An 18,200-nucleotide genomic window follows, 5' to 3' on the forward strand; every position below is an offset into this window, starting at 1 on the left:
AGACTTAAATGTAAATTTACTATCACAACATATATAGGATAGTAGAGTTTTATAAAAGCGTATTAAATAATAATATTATTAAGTAAATGACATTACATTTTAAAATAAAAGTTATAAATTATATGGACAAGTGCAATAAGTTTGTGGTAGTCTAGAGTTGTAAGTAGTCGTTAATAATAAGGATAGTATTTTGTTGAAAGAATTTTAATAAAGATATAATAGAAAGTTTGTTGGTAGGAGGATAAAGGAATGTATTTTAAAGAAAAACATGGTTTTCCAGATGATTTTTTATGGGGAAGTGCATCTGCTGCATACCAAGTAGAAGGGGCTGCAGAAGAGGATGAAAAAGGAAGAAGTAATTGGGATGAGTTTGTAAGAATTCCAGGAAAAACATTCAAAGGAACAAATGGTGATGTAGCTGTTGATCATTATCATCGATATAAAGAAGATATTGCATTAATGGCGGAAATGGGATTAAAAACATATAGATTCTCTATATCTTGGCCAAGAATTTATCCAAAAGGAAAAGGTGAAGTTAATGAGAAGGGATTAGAATTTTATGACAATGTAATTGATGAATGTCTAAAATATGGAATAGAGCCAATGGTTACAATATATCATTGGGATTTACCTATAGCTTTACAGGAAGAATATAATGGTTGGGAAAGTAGAAACATAATTGATGATTATGAGAATTATGCTATTACTTTGTTTAAGCGCTATAAAGATAAAGTAAAGTATTGGATAACATTAAACGAACAAAACATATTTACAAGTCTTGGATGGGTAATGGCAGTGCATCCACCAGGAAAGAAGAATGATTTAAAGATGTTCTATCAAGTAAATCATCATGCAAATTTAGCTCATGCAAAAGCAGTGCTTGCTTTTAGAAAAATAGTGCCAGATGGTAAGATAGGGGCAAGCTTTGCGTTTTCACCTAGCTATGCAATAGACTGCAATCCAGTAAATAATATAGCAAAAGCAGATTATGATGATTTACAATCATTTTGGTGGATGGATGTTTATGCATACGGAAGATATCCAAAAGCTGCATTAAAATATCTACAAGGTCAAGGGGTAGCACCTGTATTTGAAGATGGGGATGCGGAACTTATGAAGGCAGCAGCTCAAGTAGATTTTATGGGAGTTAATTACTACCAAACAGCAGTCGTTGAGTATAACCCAATTGATGGCGTTGGAATGGCTGAAATGAATACAACAGGAAAAAAAGGATCAGCACAAGTTAGTGGAACTCCTGGATTATTTAAAAATCCTCCAAACCCATATTTAAAAACTACAGACTGGGATTGGACAATAGATCCTATGGGTATAAGAATGTGCTGTAGAACTATTACAAGTAGATATGATTTACCAATAGTTATTTCTGAAAATGGATTAGGTGCATTTGACAAAAAGACTGAGGATAATAAAATTCATGATGACTATCGTATAGCGTACTTGAAGGCACATATAGAAGAATTAAAAGAAGCTATTAATGAGGGATCAGAAGTGATTGCATATTGTACATGGTCTATAACAGATTTATTAAGTTGGTTGAATGGCTATCAAAAAAGATATGGTTTCATTTACGTAGATCGTGAAGAAGAAGAAGGCGCTTCAATGAATCGTTATAAGAAGGATAGCTATTATTGGTATGAAAATGTCATAAAGACAAATGGAGAAGAATTATAAAATATGTAAGTTTATAGATAAGCTTAAAGGAGTTGTTGATTTTATCAATAACTCCTTTAAACTTATCTATTTTGTTTTATAAATTAATGTTAAAAAGAATTAGCTGATTAATAACTTTATATAAGATTATAAATACTAAATTTTTAAAATAGAATACAAAAATGGAAAGGAATTAGTAAGATTGTGTAGAATTTAATAACTATATTTTATTTTAATAATATTATTATTGAAAAATAGAAGGAATTTGAAAATAAAAAATAAGAAATTTGTTGTTAAAGGGAGGGAATTTATTGAAGAATTTAAAGATTAGAACAAAATTGATGTTGATGGTAATAATACCATTGATTGCGGTTATATTTTTGTCTATAGAAGGAATACTAAAAATCACAAACACTTATGGAACATTAACAGATATGTATTATGAAAAATTATATAAGGTAAATAGCCTTATACTAAATGCAGATAGAGATATGTATCAGGCGCTTGTTGCTCAGAATAATTTAAGTAATACGAACATAAGTGAATCTGATAAGAATAAGAATATAAAAGATTTAAAAGATAACATAGGTCAGGCAAAAGATAGAACAAGCAATGCTATAAATATGTTACTTCCAATTAAGGCATCTTTACAAGATATTAAACATAATGAAAGCAACAAAAATGTGTTTGAACTTTATGATGAATTTCAAAGCAATTATCAAGGCTGGTTAGATAGTTTTGATGTAGATACAGGAGAGGTAAAAAATAAGGAACAGTTTAATAAAAAGTTTGCTGAATCTAGGGAGGATATAAATCAGATAACAGATGTAATGGAAAAGGCAGCAAGTGAAACTCAGGTCAACATGAAGGAATCTATAGATTTTACTAAAATTCAATTTGTTGTGTTGGGAATTTTCTCTGTTTTAATAACTTTGTTTGTTGGAATAGCAATATCAAGAGATTCATCAAAAGTGTTATTTAAAATAAAGAATTTAGCAACTAGACTTTCGAATTAAGATTTTTCAGAGGATTTAGTTTTAAAGAGATATGATGAATATGGACAAACAGCAGATACTTTGAATAAGGCACAGCAAAATGTACGTGAACTTATAAGTGCAATAACTGAAAATATACATAATGTAAATTCGTCCAGTGAAAATTTGACTATATCTGTAAATGAAATAAGTAGTAATTTAATTGCAGTAAATGAAGAAACAAAGAAAATAAATACGAGTGTTCAAGAAAATAGTGCAATTGCAGAGGAGATATCTGCATCTGTAAAAGAAGTAAACTTGACCGTTAATATATTATCTGAAAAGGCAATGGATGGAACAAGTAATGTCACAAATATAAAAGCACGTGCAAATACCGTAGAGAATAGTAGTAATAAGGCAATTCAATCTATAAGTAAAGTATATCATGAGAAGGAAGAAAAGATCATTAAAGCTATTGAAGAAGGAAAGGTAGTGCATGAGATTGGGATTATGGCTAATGCTATTTCTGCAATAGCTGAGCAAATAAACTTGTTATCATTAAATGCCGCAATAGAAGCTGCGAGGGCAGGAGAACAAGGAAGAGGATTTGCTATAGTGGCAGAAGGAGTTAGAAAACTTGCAGATCAATCTTCAGAAGCAGTTGAAAATGTTAAAAAAGTTATTGGAAAAGTAGAAAAATCTTTCAATGACCTATCTTTAAGTAGTAATGAACTTTTACAGTTCATGGATGTGGATGTAAATAAACAGTTTGAGGAATTTTCGCATATAGGAAAGCAGTATTATAAGGATGCAGACTTCGTAAATTCCATGTCCTCCGAATTAGCAAGGATGTCTGAGGAAATTAATGAAGTAATAAGTCAAGTATCAGATGCGGTTCAACATATGGCCCAAATGTCTCAAAGATCTTCTGAGAGCACTAACAGCATAGAAAATAGTTCGAGTAATTCAATCTCTTCTATGAAGAATATTTCAGTTAATGCAAAAGAACAGCTTACTCTAGCAAAGAAATTAGAAGAGACCATAGACAAATTTAAAATATAGTTTCTAGGAATTTTAGTTATTAAATATGAAGAAATAGATGTACAATTCATATAAAAGATTTTAATTACTTGAAGTGATTATTAACCATAGATGAATTGTACATTAATTCATAATGGGGTATTAATTAGTGTTTGATGAATTAGTAAAGTGTTCCAATAGCTACTTTTTTGTTTAGTAAGGCTTGTAAATGTTTTATATTCAATAAAATTAGTATAGATTTTTAAATAATCTATGTATTAAAGCAGCATTTTTGTATTCATATAACAGAAAGCGAGTTCTATTTCGACAATAAAGATAACGCTGATAAATGGATTTTAACTTAAATTTAGCATGTTTAACAAATTAAATGAATAATGGAAAATAAAGATGCTATATAGTCAAAATATATAGAATTTATGTTATATAATATGTCAAAATATAGTTTTCGATTGTTCAAGATTATGGTATTATAGTTATAGGTTGTAGATTCCAAATCATTAAGAAAAACGACAGAAAATGTAATTATATGTTATATTACTAATAAAAAGATAACATTTAATCATATGACGTGCGAAGAACAATAAAGGGGGACAAACATGGATATATTTTTAGTAATTGGTCTTATTGGAGGGTTAGTAATTGTAGTTGCAGCCATGCTAGAAAAGGGAGCAAGCCTTCAAGTACTTATGAGTGCAGAGGCCATACTAGTAATCATTGGTGGTACTGTAATAGCCTTGCTAAATTCTTTTCCAAAAGGAGAGTTCACTAAGCTTCCTAAGATTTTTGGTGTTCTTTTTAGTGCTAAGGGGCAAGAAGATCCTGCTGAGATTATAGCACAACTTGTGGAGATGTCTCAGACAACTAGAAGGGATGGATTATTATCTCTTGAAAGTACTATACAAGGCTTAGAAAATAAGTTTATGAAAAAGGGATTAGAAATGGTGGTTGACGGTTTAGAACCAGATCTTATAAAAGAAGTTCTAGAAATAGAGATTGAGAGTATGGAAGAGAGACATCGTCTTGGTGCTACAGCGTTTACAACAGCAGGTGGTACAGCACCAACGCTTGGAGTTTTAGGAGCTGTTATAGGATTAATAGGTGCTCTTGGAAATCTTAATGACATTGAAAAACTTGGAGAAAGTATAAAATCAGCCTTTGTTGCAACTGTTTATGGTATTTTTACTGGATATTTAATTTGGCATCCATTTGCAAATAGGTTAAAAAGAAAATCTCAAGAAGAAATAAAAAATATGAACATTATGCTTGAAGGAATTTTAGCTATTCAGGCAGGGAATAATCCAAAGAGTATTGAAAGAAAGCTAGTAGGAATGCTTGAACCAAAACAAAGAGTAAGATTTGAAGAAAATAATAATGATAATTAGTTAAAAGGAGAAAAGTGATGAGTAAGAAAAAGCAACATCATGAAGAGCATGTAGATGAAGCATGGCTTCTTCCATATTCAGACATGTTAACACTTCTGCTAGCACTATTTATCGTTATGTTTGCCATGGGACAAACAGATAAAGCAAAATTTCAGTCAATGGCTAAAGAATTTAATATGATATTTGCCGGAGGGACTGGTGTTATGCATCAAGATGGTAACTCTGCAATTTCTATGGAGGAATCTGGTGTTAGTGATAATAAGGCTGAAGAAGACAAAATGACTGAAGTTAAAAAAATGATAGAAGAGGAAATTAAAAAAGAAGGCTATTCTGATAAAGTTAAAGTTGATCTTAATAGTGAGGGATTAGCAATTTCTATACAAGATGTTGTACTTTTTAATTCAGGTGAAGCAGATGTATTAAAAGATGTATCACAATTGCTTCTAAAAATTTCGCATATGCTTTATGGGCTAGATAATGAAATAAAAGTTGCAGGGTATACTGATAATGTGCCAATTAATAATGGGAAGTTTCGTTCCAATTGGGATTTAAGTGCTATGCGTGCTATAAATGTGTTGAATTATATGGTTAGTACAGGAGGTATTAATCAGGAGAAGATATCAATACAGGCTTATGGAGAACATATGCCTAAGGCATCTAATGCAACAGAGGATGGAAGAGCTAAAAATAGAAGAGTAGAAATCTTTGTGGTACGTAAATACCCAGTACCTACAGAGGAGAAATCAAATTAACTAGATAAGAGCTAAGAGATTAATAAGAAATTTTACATATAGATAATTCAGAGCATTTAATCCATAGAGATTGAATGCTCTTTTTATATAAATTTCAAGATATTTTGTGCAATTTGCATTTATATGTAGTATAGTAGTGCATTTTGCATCAAAATCAATGACTTAAGGTACTTAAAAGATTGCAATAAAAAATTTAATATAGAATATAGAGAGATTAACGTTTTATAGGAAATATGTAAAAAAAGGAGGGAATTAAGATGTCGGAAAGCTTTATAAATGAATCTATGTTAGATATGTATATTTTTGAAACAACTCAGCTTATAGAGCAATTAGAGCAATTAGTTATTGATGGAGAAAAAGAAAATGGATTCTCAAATTCGATAGATGAAATATTTAGAATTATGCATACGGTCAAAGGATCATCAGCTATGATGCTTTTTAATAACATTTCTGGACTCTCTCATTCTGTGGAAGATTTGTTTTATTATCTTAGAGAAAATAAGCCAGATGAAGTGGATAACAATATATTAAGTGATATTGTGTTAGATTCAATTGATTTTATCAAAGGCGAAATTTCTAAAATTCAGCAAGGAAATACACCAGATGGAGATTGCGCAAATAAAATTACTGGAATAAAGGATTTTCTAAATAAACTCAAAGGAACAGAAACAATTGATGGTGATACAAAGCCTAATGAGAATGATCTAGAGCAGCAAAAATTTTTTATAACCAGCGCTAAAAGTAAAAGGGACGTATCTAATAAAAAATATAAAGCTAAATTTAAGTTTGCAGAAGATTGCGGAATGGAGAATATAAGGTGTTTTGGTATTCTTCACAAACTATCAGAAGTAGCTGAAATAATATGTAGCTCACCAGAAAATATAATAGATGATGATGAAAAAGCCTGTGAAGAAATCAGGAAGAATGGGTTTAAGATATATTTTTCTTCAGATTTAAATCTAGAGGATGTAAAAACAATTCTGAATGAAACTGTTTTTTTAAGTTCACTTGATATTAGCTTTATGGGAGAAGACGATGATGCTTTTTTAGATAATAAAGAAGTTGTTGAAGAAGTTGCTATAGAAAAAGAATGTAGTAAGAAGGAAGATGAAAAGAAAAATATAGCAGAAGAAAAGAAAACTGAAAAAACATCTTCGCATCAAGGATTTATAAGTCTAAGTGTAGCTAAGGCAGATAGGCTTATGGATCTTATTGGGGAGTTAGTAATTTCTGAATCAATGGTTACACAAAATCCAGATTTAATTGGACTTGAAATAGATAATTTTCAAAAGTCAGCAAGGCAACTTCGGAAAATTATAGCAGAGATGCAGGATACAGTAATGTCAATAAGGATGGTTCCACTTTCTGCAACTTTTCAAAAGATGAATAGAATTGTCAGAGATATGAGCAAGAAAATGGATAAGGAAGTTAAATTAACGATTATAGGGGAAGAAACAGAAGTAGATAAAAATATAATTGAACATATATCAGACCCTTTAATGCATTTAGTTCGTAATTCTATTGATCATGGAATAGAGACAGTAGAAGAAAGAATTGATAAAGGAAAACAGCAAGTAGGAAATTTGGTGTTAGAGGCTAAAAATGCAGGTAGCGATGTCTTAATTATAGTAAAAGATGATGGAAAGGGTCTAAATGAAGAAAAGATATTAGAAAAAGCAAGAAACAATGGATTACTTACTAAAGATGAAAGTGAAATGAGTAAAAAAGAAATATTTAATCTAATATTTTTACCGGGATTCTCCACTAAAGAAGCTGTATCAGAATTTAGTGGCAGAGGAGTAGGGATGGATGTTGTAGTAAAAAATATTGAAAAGATAGGGGGAACGGTCAGTATAGATAGTATGTTGGAATTTGGTACAAGTATCACCATTAAGATACCATTAACTCTTGCAATTATAGACGGAATGAATGTAAGAGTTGGAAATTCCAGATACACTCTTCCAACTAGTTCTATAAAAGAATTTTTTAGACCGAAAGAAAGTGATATTATAAAAGATCCAGATAATAATGAGATTATTATGGTTAGAGGTCAATGCTATCCTATACTTAGATTAAACGAGCATTTTTCTATAAGAACTGATACAGATAAATTGTCAGATGGAATTATAATAATGATAGAGCAGGATGAAAAGTGGGTATGCATTTTAGTAGATGAGTTATTAGGACAACAACAAGTAGTTGTTAAAGCTCTCCCAGATTATATAAAGAATATTAGAAATATCAAGGATTTAGCTGGATGTACTCTTTTGGGAGATGGAAATATAAGTTTAATAATTGACATGGATGGATTGATGACAACAGTATAGATATTAAAAACTTAAGTTTAATTAAAATAAGTGGTTAATGGAGGGAAAGAATATGAGGTGGTTAAACAATATAAAGGTTGGAGCAAAATTAATAATTGGGTTTATAGTAGTAGCTTTATTAGCTGGAATAGTTGGTGTTATAGGAATTACAAAAATAAAAAAAATAGATCAGAACTATACTAATTTGTATACAAATTATGGGGCATCAATTGCTGATGTTGCTAGTGCATCTATATCTTTTCAGAGACTTAAAATAAATTTGAATAATATTACAATGTATAGAGATGGAAGAGACATGAGCGATTATGTTAATAGGATAAAAAATTACGATGTAAAAATTCAAGAGAGTTTAAAAAAGTTTGAAGGTTCACTTCAAAGTGATGAAGCAAAAGCTGAGTTTTCTAATCTTAATACACTTTTAAGTAAATATGATGTAATAAAGGATAAAGTTATAGAGTTATCTCTTTCAGGCAAGAGAGATGAAGCGCTTGAGTTAATAGGGCAGGATTCAACGCAAAAACTATCTGACCAAATAAATGATTCTGTAGACAATCTGTTCCAATTAAAGGAATCAGCAGGCTTTAGTAAATCAAATGAGTATTCCGCAGAGGTTAATAATGCTGTTGTGACTATGATTTTTGTAATAATTGCAGCTATAATTATAGCCCTATTACTTGGAATTATTATTTCAAAAGCTATAAGTAACTCTATAGCGAAGCTTATGACTGTAACAAGTGAAATTAGTAAAGGGAACTTAGACGTAGAGATTATTAATGATTCAAAAGATGAAATTGGAATATTATCAGAATCAATGAAAAGAATGAAATATAGATTAAATGAAGTAATTGGTCAGATAGGATTTGCGGCAGAGCAAGTTACAGTTGGATCTAGACAAATAGCAGACTCAACTATAGCTTTATCACAAGGGGCTACAGAGCAAGCAAGTGCTGTTGAAGAATTGACAGCTTCTATCGAAGAAATATCTTCTCAAATATCAGTAAATGCTGAAAATGCTAAAAAGGCTAATATTATAACAGATAGTACTAAAACAAATGCGGGGAAAAGAAATAATGAAATGAAATTAATGCTTAAGGCAATGGATGAAATTAATGTTTCTTCTAATAATATATCAAGAATTATCAAGGTGATTGATGAAATTGCATTTCAAACCAATATACTTGCTTTAAATGCTGCGGTAGAAGCTGCTAGAGCAGGTCAATACGGAAAAGGCTTTACTGTCGTAGCTGAAGAAGTTAGGAACTTAGCAGCAAGATCTGCAAAGGCAGCTAAAGAAACTACAGAAATAATAGAGGAATCAATTGTTAAAATTCAAGATGGAACTAATATAGCAAATCAGACTGCAGATGCGCTCGAAAGTATTGTTAGTGATATAGAAGAGGTTGCAAAAATAATTAATGGTATATCAGATGCATCTGAAGAACAAGCTACAGGAATTTCACAAATATCACAAGGAATAATACAGATATCACAAGTTGTACAAAGCAATTCAGCAACTTCAGAAGAAAGTGCAGCTGCAAGTGAGGAACTAGCAGGACAGGCAGAAGTTTTAAAGGAACAAGTTCAAATGTTTAAATTAGCAAGTGCTAGAAGTTCAATGACTAGCTTGAACAATAGCTATATGAACCATAGTATTCATGATGATATTAGTAAGAACACAAGAGATTTAAGTGAAACAAGAGATAAACACTTAGAGAGAAAAGTATCAAATTCTAAAAAAATAATACTTAGCGATAATGAATTTGGAAAATATTAGAGATAAGGTGATTATATGATTTCAATTACGGAAAAAGAATTTGCTCAATTATCCAACTATATAAAAGAGAACTATGGGATTAATCTCAGGGAAGAAAAAAAAATGTTGGTAATTGGAAGGCTCCATAATGTGTTAGCAGAGCATAATATAGAAGATTTTTCTCAATATTATCAATATGTAGTTTCTGATAAGAGTGGAAAGGCAGTTAGTACACTGCTCAATAAAATTACAACAAATCATACATATTTTATGCGTGAGAAAACACATTTTGACTATTTGAGAGAAAAGGTACTTCCTTATTTGATTAATTCAGTAAGGGATAAAGATTTAAGAATATGGTCAGCTGGGTGTTCTTCTGGCGAAGAGGCATATACCATTGCTATGATATTAAGCGAATTCTTTAAACAAGAAAAGTTATGGTGGGATAAAAAAATACTAGCGACAGATATATCCGAAAAGGTATTAAGCATTGCTAAAGATGGAATATATCATAAAGAACAAATCGCACCATTACCAGAGATGTGGAAGAAGATTTATTTAAAAAAATACGATGAGGAAAATTTCGTATTTTCAGAGAATATTAAAAATGAAATTATATATAGAAAATTTAATTTAATGGAGGATGTATTTCCATTTAAGAAAAAGTTCCATGTTATTTTCTGTAGAAATGTAATGATTTATTTTGATAATAGAACAAAGAATGAGCTAATCCGTAAATTTTATAACAGCATGGAGTACGGTGGATATCTTTTTATAGGGCATTCGGAATCACTAAGTGGTGATACAGCTGGATTTAAGTATATAATGCCATCTGTATATAGAAAGGAATAGACTTATCTTAAGATAATTTAAAGGGCTAAGAAGGTGAAGTTAATGAGATCAATTAGAGTTTTAATAGTTGATGATAGTATAGTATTTAGGGAAGCAATATCAAGAGGAATATCAACGGCACCTAATATAGAGGTTGTTGGAAAAGCGGTAGATCCCTATGATGCTAGAGATAAACTATTAGAATTAAATCCCGATGTTATGATTTGTGATGTACAAATGCCAAAATTAAATGGTGTAGAATTCATTAAAAGGCTTCTTCCTCAATATAAAATTCCAATAATAGTTGTAAGTTCTATAAGCGATGTAGTCTTCGATGCTATGGATGCAGGAGCAGTAGACTTTTTAAGTAAGCCTGATGCTAGAACTCCTAATGGATTTGAAATTTTTATTAATGAGTTAATAATCAAAATTAGAGGAGCAGTAAATGTAAATCTATCTGCTAATTTAGGGCAAATTCCAAAGAGTGGTAGTAATAGGGGAATGGAAAAGAGCATAAATGTTAGAAATAAAGTGATTGCTATAGGAGCATCGACTGGAGGAACAGAAGCTATCTATAACCTATTAAAAAATCTTCCCAAAGATATTCCGGGGATAATTATAGTACAACATATACCACCAGTATTTTCTAAGATGTTTGCAGATAGATTGAATTTGCAAACACATTTTACTGTTAAAGAAGCTCAGGCTGGAGATACTATTGAGCCAGGTAAGGTTTTGATAGCACCAGGAGATAAACATATGAAACTTAAGAAGGCTGCGGATAAGTACATTGTAGAAACTATTCAAGGTAATAAAGTTAATGGACATTGTCCATCTGTAGATGTGCTTTTCGAATCTGTGGCTAAGGTGGCGTCAAAAAATGCTATAGGAGTTATTCTAACAGGAATGGGGCATGATGGAGCAGTAGGGCTTATGTCAATGCGAAGAGCAGGGGCAAGAACTATAGGGCAGGATCAGAAATCCTCTGTTGTATATGGTATGCCAAAAGTTGCTTTTGAAATTGGAGCCGTTGAAAAGCAAGTGGCTATTTCAAATATACCTAGTGTTATTTGCGATATGTTAAAATAAAAATGGACTATTTATACTAGTCCATTTTTTACAGCATAAACTGCAAGTTGAGTACGATCTCTCAAACTAAGCTTTGAAATTATTTCTGTAATAATATTTTTAACAGTACCTTCAGCAATAAATAAAGATGATGCAATTTCTTTATTATCTTTTCCATCAACAATCATAGATACTATTTTTAGTTCTCTTTCAGTTAATGAGATATTTATACCATTAATATCAATAATTTTTTTCTTAGCTTTTTTATTTTCTTTACGCAGATTTAATATCATAGGACTTAAGATATCTTTAGTAATTATGCCAAGTCCTAGTGAGGTGCTTTTTATAGATAGTATAAGTTCCTCAGTACTTATATCTTTTAAGATATATCCGTCAGCACCATTACTTATAGCATCTGTGACATCAGATTTATCATTAGATGCAGTTAAAACTAGTACCTTAACTGATGGAAGTTCTGCTTTTATTAGTTTTGTAGCTTCCGTACCATTACATATAGGCATAGACAGATCCATTAAAACAACATCAGGCATATATTCTTTACATAGATCATAAGCTTCATTTCCATTAGTAGCGCAAGCTACAACTTTTATATCACTGTTATTTTCAATTATGTTTTTAAAACTTTCTCGTAAAAGTTTCTGGTCTTCTGCAATAATTACTCTTGTCATATACGAACCCTCTCTTTACCCAAATAAGCAATATATTAAATTTTCGTGAAAAATAGACAAATAATATTTATTAAATCTAATGAAAACACAGATTAACCGCTTGTAGATTCTAATATAAATTATAACATTTTACAAATACATGAACAATGTATAAAGCTAATCTTAATTAAACTAATAAAATTTTGTGTGTAAACTTTATTAGTTTAATTTTTAAATTGCAATTGTAAAGATTAGGGAACTATTGATGGTGAAAATCCTTATAAATGTCATCTATATGAAGTGGATTTTAAATAAAAATGCAATCGGCATATTTATACAAATTAATTGTGCAATTTGCATGATACTACATGACTTGTGGTACTACAAACCAATTTTAAAAACATTTAAAATAAAATTAAAGGAAAAGTGGTATTTTTATAGCATTTCATGGGGGTGAAATTATATGAAAAGAGTTTTAGTAGTAGATGATGCGGAATTTATGAGACTCGCTTTAAAATCTATTTTACAAAATTGCGGATTTGAGATCATAGGTGAAGCTGATACTGGTATAAAGGCCGTAGAACTATATAATTTATTAAAACCAGATATTGTGACAATGGATTTGACCATGCCAGAACTTGGGGGAGTAGAGGCAATAAAGATCATTAAGTCAATAGATGAAAATGCAAAGATTATAGTAATTTCGTCATTATCGCATGAAATCCAAGTTAAGGAGGCTATGCTAGCAGGAGCTATATCTTTTATAGTAAAACCTTTCAGGGAGGACATTGTATCTAAACAACTATTAAATATTGAAAGAAATATTAGAAAATAAAACTTTAAGATAAGCATGTAATTGAAAGCATTAGGAAATTAACTTGAAATTTAAGATAACATCATAAGAGTAAATTTTGTTAGATGGGATGGATTAAGATGTTTGAGGTAAGTAATCTGAAAATAAAAAATAAAATTGGGTTAATATTTACAGGTATTATAGCTATGGAAATTGCTTTGTTTGCCGCATTTAATATCGGAGTGGGAAACGTGGCAGATATAAAAGAAATGCGAATTAATATGATAATAATATTACTGTTTTCTATAATAATCACAGTAATCATGGGATTATTACTAATAAATTTCATCTACAAACATATAAGAAAAATTAATAATATTGCAAGGAAAATTGCTAACGGAGAATTTGACGAAGATATACAGGTAGATTTTATTGATGAATTCGGGGATCTAGCTAATTCACTTAAACAGATACAAAAAAATATAAATAATCTGATCGATGATTCTAATTTAATTGAAGATTGCATTAAAAAAGGTAATTTTGATATAGCTTTAGATTTATCAAAATACTCAGGGGCATGGGGAAATGTACATAGGAAGAGTTTAGCAACAATGAATATGTTTATAAAGAATATTAGAGCAACTTCACATTACATAGAAAAGATAAGTAAAGGAGAATTCAATGAGAAATACACTAGGGAGGAAATAGGATCATTTAATGTTATAAAAATAAGCATTAATAAACTTATAGATAATCTCAATAATGTAATGGAAAATATTCATTGGTTCAAAGAAAGCTTTAGATTAGGGAATACAAGAGATAAAATAGATGCTACAAAATTTCAAGGCTCTTATAAAGAAATGTTGGAATGTATTAATGATACTACATGGATATCGATAGAAGTATTTATTAAGTTATTTGCAGTGCTTAAATCATATTCAAAAGGAGATTTTACAGTTGAGCTTGAAAAATTCCCAGGAAGGTATGGATTGGTAAATGAGCATATAGAAGACTTAAAAAATAATTTATTAAATATATCTAAGGAACAGATTAATATGGCCAATGAAATTAAATCAGGAAATTTAGCAAAAAGGATAGATTCATCCAAGTTTAATGGATCATGGGCTAAAATGATTGATGGAATTAATGATGTAATTGATGCGTTTGTTGAACCTATTAATATCACAGCTGATTACGTGAAAAGGATAAGTAATGGGGATGTACCAGAAAAGATTAAAAATGAATACCAAGGTGAATTTAATAAAATAAAGAACAATCTGAATACATTAATTGATACTTTAAATTTATTTGTTAAAGAAGTTAATTGGATGAATGATACATTTAAATTAGGTAATACAAGAGATAGAATAGATGTTTCAAAATTCGATGGGGTATATAGGCAAATGGCTCAAAGTGTTAATGATGGAATGTGGATATCTATAGATGTATTAATAAAAATATTTGCAGTATTAAAATCTTATTCAGAAGGAGATTTCTCAGTTGAGCTTGAAAAATTGCCTGGAAGATACGGAATTGCAAATGAAAGTCTGCATGGATTAAAATCTAATATTCTTAAAGTTGTTGATGAACAAATAATGGTTCTTTCAGCAGCGGCTGAAGGAAATTTAGATATTAGAGGTGAAAGTGAAAAATATACAGGAAGCTTTAAAGAACTCATAAGTATAATAAATAAAGCTGTTGATGCTTTTGCCAAGCCAATAGGAGAAATAAAAAGTGTTTTAGAAGAGATGTCAAAAGGTAATCTCAATGTTCGCATTGAGAATTCTTATAAAGGTGATTATGGAAATATAATGAACGCTTTAAATCTATCTGTACAAGAAATTAATCAAGTACTTACTGATATAAATATATCAGCAAATGAGGTGGCTTCGGCATCAATACAAGTCTCAAATGCAAGCCAAAACCTATCGCAAGCATCTGCGGAACAAGCAAGTGCTGTGGAGGAAGTAACTGCTTCGCTTTCAGAGATAGGAGAACAAACAAAATTAAATGCTATAAGTGCTAATGAAGCTAATGAGCTGGCTACAAAAGCAACAACGAATGCTATTAATGGAAATACAGAAATGAGTACTATGCTAAAGGCCATGAATGAGATTAATGAAGCATCTGAAAATATTTCTAAAATAATAAAAGTGATAGATGAAATAGCTTTCCAAACTAATATATTGGCTCTTAACGCAGCGGTAGAAGCCGCAAGGGCAGGACAGCATGGGAAGGGATTTGCGGTAGTTGCTGAAGAGGTTAGAAATCTTGCAGGTAGAAGTGCAAATGCGGCTAAAGAAACAACAGCTTTGATAGAAGGGTCAATAAGAAAAGTGAATTCTGGAACTCAAATAGCTAACAATACAGCAGAATCACTAAATTCAATAGTTAACGATATCAGTAGTACTTCTGAGATAGTAAGAAAAATAGCAGCATCTTGTAACGAACAGGCAACTGCAGTATCACAAATAAATGAAGCGATTGAACAAATATCGAGAGTTACTCAGATAAATTCTGCGACATCCGAAGAAACTGCCTCTTCGAGTGAAGAAATGTCTAGCCAGGCAGAAACTTTGAAACAAAGGGTTGCTCAATTCAATCTAAAAAAGAGAAGTTCAAATAAAATATTTTTAGACAGCATAGAAGAAAAGGAAGCATCAAGGCTAGAAAATGCCATAGAGGAGAGAGAATTTGGACAAGCATTTAATATAAGAAAAAAAATTAGTATTAATTTAGATGACACAGAGTTTGGAAAGTATTAGTATCGATTTCTAGTAGAAGAGAGGAAGTGGTAGCATGAATACAAACATAATTAATGATAATGCAGATATGGAAGAAGATACTCAGAAGGGAAAATACCTCACATTTATACTTGATGATGAATCTTATGGTATAGGAATAAATAATGTTACAGAGATTATTGGAATACAACCTATAACTTTGGTTCCAGAACTTCCAGATTATATAAGAGGAATTATTAATTTAAGAGGAAAGATAATTCCGGTGATGGATGTGAGATTAAGATTTAAGAAGGATTTCAGGGAGTATAATGATAGGACTTGTATAATCGTAATAGATATTAATGACTTATCAATAGGTCTTATTGTTGATAGTGTTTCTGAGGTTCTAATAATACCAGATCAAGACATTGTACCTCCACCTAATCTAAGCAAAGTTAGCAATAAGTACATAAAGGGAATAGGAAAAATAGATAATCAAGTTAAATTAATTTTAGATTGTAATAAGTTAATAAACGATGAGGATGCTGAAACCCTAAATAACATTGAACAATAGAGGGAGGACATTATTATGAAATGGTTCAAAAATATGAAAATAGGTTTAAAAATACTTCTGGGATTCTTATTTGCAGCTTTTATTGCAGGTATTACGGGGATATATTGCATTTCTAATATAAATAAAATTAGTGATCTTGATACTAAATTATATGATAAAATGACTCAGCCATTGGGAGATGTTATTGAGGTTTCAAATGACTTTAATAATATAAGAGCTAATACTAGAGACATTTTGCTTTCAGATAATACAGGGGAAATTCAAGATTATATTAGTGGAATTAAGGATAATAGCGATAAGTTTGATTATAGCTTAAATAAATTGTCAGAAACAACATTAACTATTGAAGGAAAAAAGGCTATTGAGGAGATAAAGGTTTCTAAATCAGAATATATGAATCTTATAAGTAAAATAACTCAACTAAAGAATCAAAATAAAAATCAAGAAGCAATTAATATTTTATATTCAGAGGGAAAACCAGTTTTAGAAAAGTTACAGTCAAATTTAAAAACATATACAGATTTAAAACTGAAGATAGCTAAAGAAACTTCGGATGGTAATAGTAAAACAGCAGATAACACAACATTACTAACAGCAATAATCTTAATTATAGGAGTGATTTTATCAATACTAACAGGAGTATTTATCTCTTTATCTATAAGTAGACCAGTTAATAAGATAATAAGAATAGCAGATAAAATTGCAGATGGAGACTTCAATATAAGTGTTAATATAGAGAGCAAAGATGAGATCGGATTATTGGCTCTTTCTTTTAGAAGAATGGCTGAAAAATTAAATAATACTATCTGCAATATAAATTCAGCAACAGAACAAGTTTCAGCAGGGGCAAAACAAGTTTCTGATTCAAGTGTAGCACTTTCAGAAGGGGCTATGGAACAGGCTAGCTCCATTGAAGAATTAACAGCATCTATTGAAGAGATATCTGCCCAAACAAAAATGAATGCAGAGAACTCCACAAATGCTAATGAAATTGCTGTTAGTGCAAAAATAAATGCTCAAGAAGGCTATGAGCAAATGAAAGCAATGAAAATAGCGGTAGAAGATATAAACAATGCTTCAACAAGTATATATAAGATTATAAAAGTTATTGATGAAATTGCATTTCAAACTAATATTTTAGCTTTAAATGCGGCGGTTGAAGCGGCAAGGGCTGGACAGCATGGAAAAGGTTTTGCAGTGGTTGCAGAGGAAGTTAGAAACCTGGCAGCAAGATCTGCAAAAGCTGCAAAGGAAACTGCAGAGATGATTGAGGGCGCTATTAGAAAGGCAGAAATGGGAACTAAGATAGCAAAACAGACATCTGAAGCACTAAATAAAATTGTAGAAGATACTGTGAAAGTTGCTGAATTCATAAATCAAATAGCAGTAGCTTCAAATGAACAGGCAGAAGGAATATCTCAAATTAATCAAGGAGTTATTCAAATATCAGCAGTAGTGCAAACTAATTCAGCGACAGCAGAAGAAAGTGCATCTGCAAGCGAAGAGTTGGCATCTCAAGCAGAGATGTTGAAAGATCAAGTTTCAAAATTTAAATTAAGGGAAACTAAAAGCTGTTTAGTAAATAATTCAATTAAAAACATAGATTTTGATATGATGTAAAAATATGAATGATTTAAAATTAG

The 18,200-nt window shown here is 30.6% G+C and carries 14 protein-coding genes; 13 read left to right on the top strand and 1 reads right to left on the bottom strand.

The window, feature by feature from the left end:
- Nucleotides 1-249 precede the first annotated feature (249 nt).
- The 9 genes from L3B96_RS02055 (at nucleotide 250) to L3B96_RS02095 (ending at nucleotide 11,820) form a co-directional block, all read left to right on the top strand.
- On the top strand, nucleotides 250-1,692 hold the full coding sequence (locus L3B96_RS02055) for a glycoside hydrolase family 1 protein (RefSeq protein WP_238858666.1): 1,443 nt from the start codon (nucleotides 250-252) through the stop codon (nucleotides 1,690-1,692).
- A 290-nt stretch (nucleotides 1,693-1,982) separates the two neighbouring features.
- On the top strand, nucleotides 1,983-2,687 hold the full coding sequence (locus tag L3B96_RS02060; RefSeq protein ID WP_238858667.1) for a hypothetical protein: 705 nt from the start codon (nucleotides 1,983-1,985) through the stop codon (nucleotides 2,685-2,687).
- A 60-nt stretch (nucleotides 2,688-2,747) separates the two neighbouring features.
- Nucleotides 2,748-3,707: a methyl-accepting chemotaxis protein gene (locus L3B96_RS02065; protein WP_238858668.1), complete on the top strand. Its 960-nt coding sequence runs from the start codon at nucleotides 2,748-2,750 to the stop codon at nucleotides 3,705-3,707.
- A 575-nt stretch (nucleotides 3,708-4,282) separates the two neighbouring features.
- Nucleotides 4,283-5,068 (top strand): flagellar motor stator protein MotA, encoded by a 786-nt coding sequence (gene motA, locus L3B96_RS02070; protein ID WP_012060983.1) that lies wholly within the window; start codon nucleotides 4,283-4,285, stop codon nucleotides 5,066-5,068.
- A gap of 17 nt (nucleotides 5,069-5,085) precedes the next feature.
- Nucleotides 5,086-5,820, top strand: a complete 735-nt coding sequence (locus L3B96_RS02075) for a flagellar motor protein MotB (protein WP_012060982.1) — start codon at nucleotides 5,086-5,088, stop codon at nucleotides 5,818-5,820.
- Between the two features lie 257 nt (nucleotides 5,821-6,077).
- A complete protein-coding gene (locus tag L3B96_RS02080; protein WP_238858669.1) occupies nucleotides 6,078-8,147 on the top strand; it encodes a chemotaxis protein CheA in 2,070 nt (689 codons plus the stop codon).
- A gap of 52 nt (nucleotides 8,148-8,199) precedes the next feature.
- A complete protein-coding gene (locus L3B96_RS02085) occupies nucleotides 8,200-9,921 on the top strand; it encodes a methyl-accepting chemotaxis protein (protein WP_238858670.1) in 1,722 nt (573 codons plus the stop codon).
- Between the two features lie 15 nt (nucleotides 9,922-9,936).
- Nucleotides 9,937-10,752 (top strand): protein-glutamate O-methyltransferase CheR, encoded by an 816-nt coding sequence (locus L3B96_RS02090; RefSeq protein ID WP_238858671.1) that lies wholly within the window; start codon nucleotides 9,937-9,939, stop codon nucleotides 10,750-10,752.
- Nucleotides 10,753-10,794: 42 nt separating this feature from the next.
- The gene (locus tag L3B96_RS02095; RefSeq protein ID WP_238858672.1) at nucleotides 10,795-11,820 is read left to right on the top strand and encodes a chemotaxis response regulator protein-glutamate methylesterase; all 1,026 of its coding nucleotides are present in this window, start codon (nucleotides 10,795-10,797) and stop codon (nucleotides 11,818-11,820) included.
- A gap of 11 nt (nucleotides 11,821-11,831) precedes the next feature.
- On the opposite strand, the gene L3B96_RS02100 is transcribed toward L3B96_RS02095, so the two are convergent.
- Nucleotides 11,832-12,488: a response regulator transcription factor gene (locus tag L3B96_RS02100; RefSeq protein ID WP_039773002.1), complete on the bottom strand. Its 657-nt coding sequence runs from the start codon at nucleotides 12,486-12,488 to the stop codon at nucleotides 11,832-11,834.
- 442 nt (nucleotides 12,489-12,930) lie between these two features.
- Here L3B96_RS02100 and L3B96_RS02105 point away from each other — a divergent pair, with 442 nt between their 5' ends.
- The 4 genes from L3B96_RS02105 (at nucleotide 12,931) to L3B96_RS02120 (ending at nucleotide 18,177) form a co-directional block, all read left to right on the top strand.
- Entirely contained in the window at nucleotides 12,931-13,302 is a 372-nt protein-coding gene (locus tag L3B96_RS02105) for a response regulator (RefSeq protein ID WP_238858673.1), read from the top strand.
- 98 nt (nucleotides 13,303-13,400) lie between these two features.
- Nucleotides 13,401-16,025, top strand: coding sequence for a methyl-accepting chemotaxis protein (locus L3B96_RS02110; protein ID WP_238858674.1), 2,625 nt, complete (start codon nucleotides 13,401-13,403; stop codon nucleotides 16,023-16,025).
- A gap of 34 nt (nucleotides 16,026-16,059) precedes the next feature.
- On the top strand, nucleotides 16,060-16,557 hold the full coding sequence (locus tag L3B96_RS02115; RefSeq protein WP_012060974.1) for a chemotaxis protein CheW: 498 nt from the start codon (nucleotides 16,060-16,062) through the stop codon (nucleotides 16,555-16,557).
- A 15-nt stretch (nucleotides 16,558-16,572) separates the two neighbouring features.
- The gene (locus L3B96_RS02120) at nucleotides 16,573-18,177 is read left to right on the top strand and encodes a methyl-accepting chemotaxis protein (protein ID WP_017212169.1); all 1,605 of its coding nucleotides are present in this window, start codon (nucleotides 16,573-16,575) and stop codon (nucleotides 18,175-18,177) included.
- Nucleotides 18,178-18,200: the final 23 nt, after the last annotated feature.

The sequence above is a fragment of the Clostridium sp. YIM B02569 genome, from assembly GCF_022320765.1.
GTDB lineage: Bacteria > Bacillota > Clostridia > Clostridiales > Clostridiaceae > Clostridium > Clostridium beijerinckii.

Coding starts and splice junctions, on each gene's coding strand:
- L3B96_RS02055 (WP_238858666.1), top strand. CDS start 250: ATGTATTTTAAAGAAAAACATGGTTTTCCAGATGATTTTTTATGGGGA.
- motA (WP_012060983.1), top strand. CDS start 4,283: ATGGATATATTTTTAGTAATTGGTCTTATTGGAGGGTTAGTAATTGTA.
- L3B96_RS02075 (WP_012060982.1), top strand. CDS start 5,086: ATGAGTAAGAAAAAGCAACATCATGAAGAGCATGTAGATGAAGCATGG.
- L3B96_RS02080 (WP_238858669.1), top strand. CDS start 6,078: ATGTCGGAAAGCTTTATAAATGAATCTATGTTAGATATGTATATTTTT.
- L3B96_RS02085 (WP_238858670.1), top strand. CDS start 8,200: ATGAGGTGGTTAAACAATATAAAGGTTGGAGCAAAATTAATAATTGGG.
- L3B96_RS02090 (WP_238858671.1), top strand. CDS start 9,937: ATGATTTCAATTACGGAAAAAGAATTTGCTCAATTATCCAACTATATA.
- L3B96_RS02095 (WP_238858672.1), top strand. CDS start 10,795: ATGAGATCAATTAGAGTTTTAATAGTTGATGATAGTATAGTATTTAGG.
- L3B96_RS02100 (WP_039773002.1), bottom strand. CDS start 12,488: ATGACAAGAGTAATTATTGCAGAAGACCAGAAACTTTTACGAGAAAGT.
- L3B96_RS02105 (WP_238858673.1), top strand. CDS start 12,931: ATGAAAAGAGTTTTAGTAGTAGATGATGCGGAATTTATGAGACTCGCT.
- L3B96_RS02110 (WP_238858674.1), top strand. CDS start 13,401: ATGTTTGAGGTAAGTAATCTGAAAATAAAAAATAAAATTGGGTTAATA.
- L3B96_RS02115 (WP_012060974.1), top strand. CDS start 16,060: ATGAATACAAACATAATTAATGATAATGCAGATATGGAAGAAGATACT.
- L3B96_RS02120 (WP_017212169.1), top strand. CDS start 16,573: ATGAAATGGTTCAAAAATATGAAAATAGGTTTAAAAATACTTCTGGGA.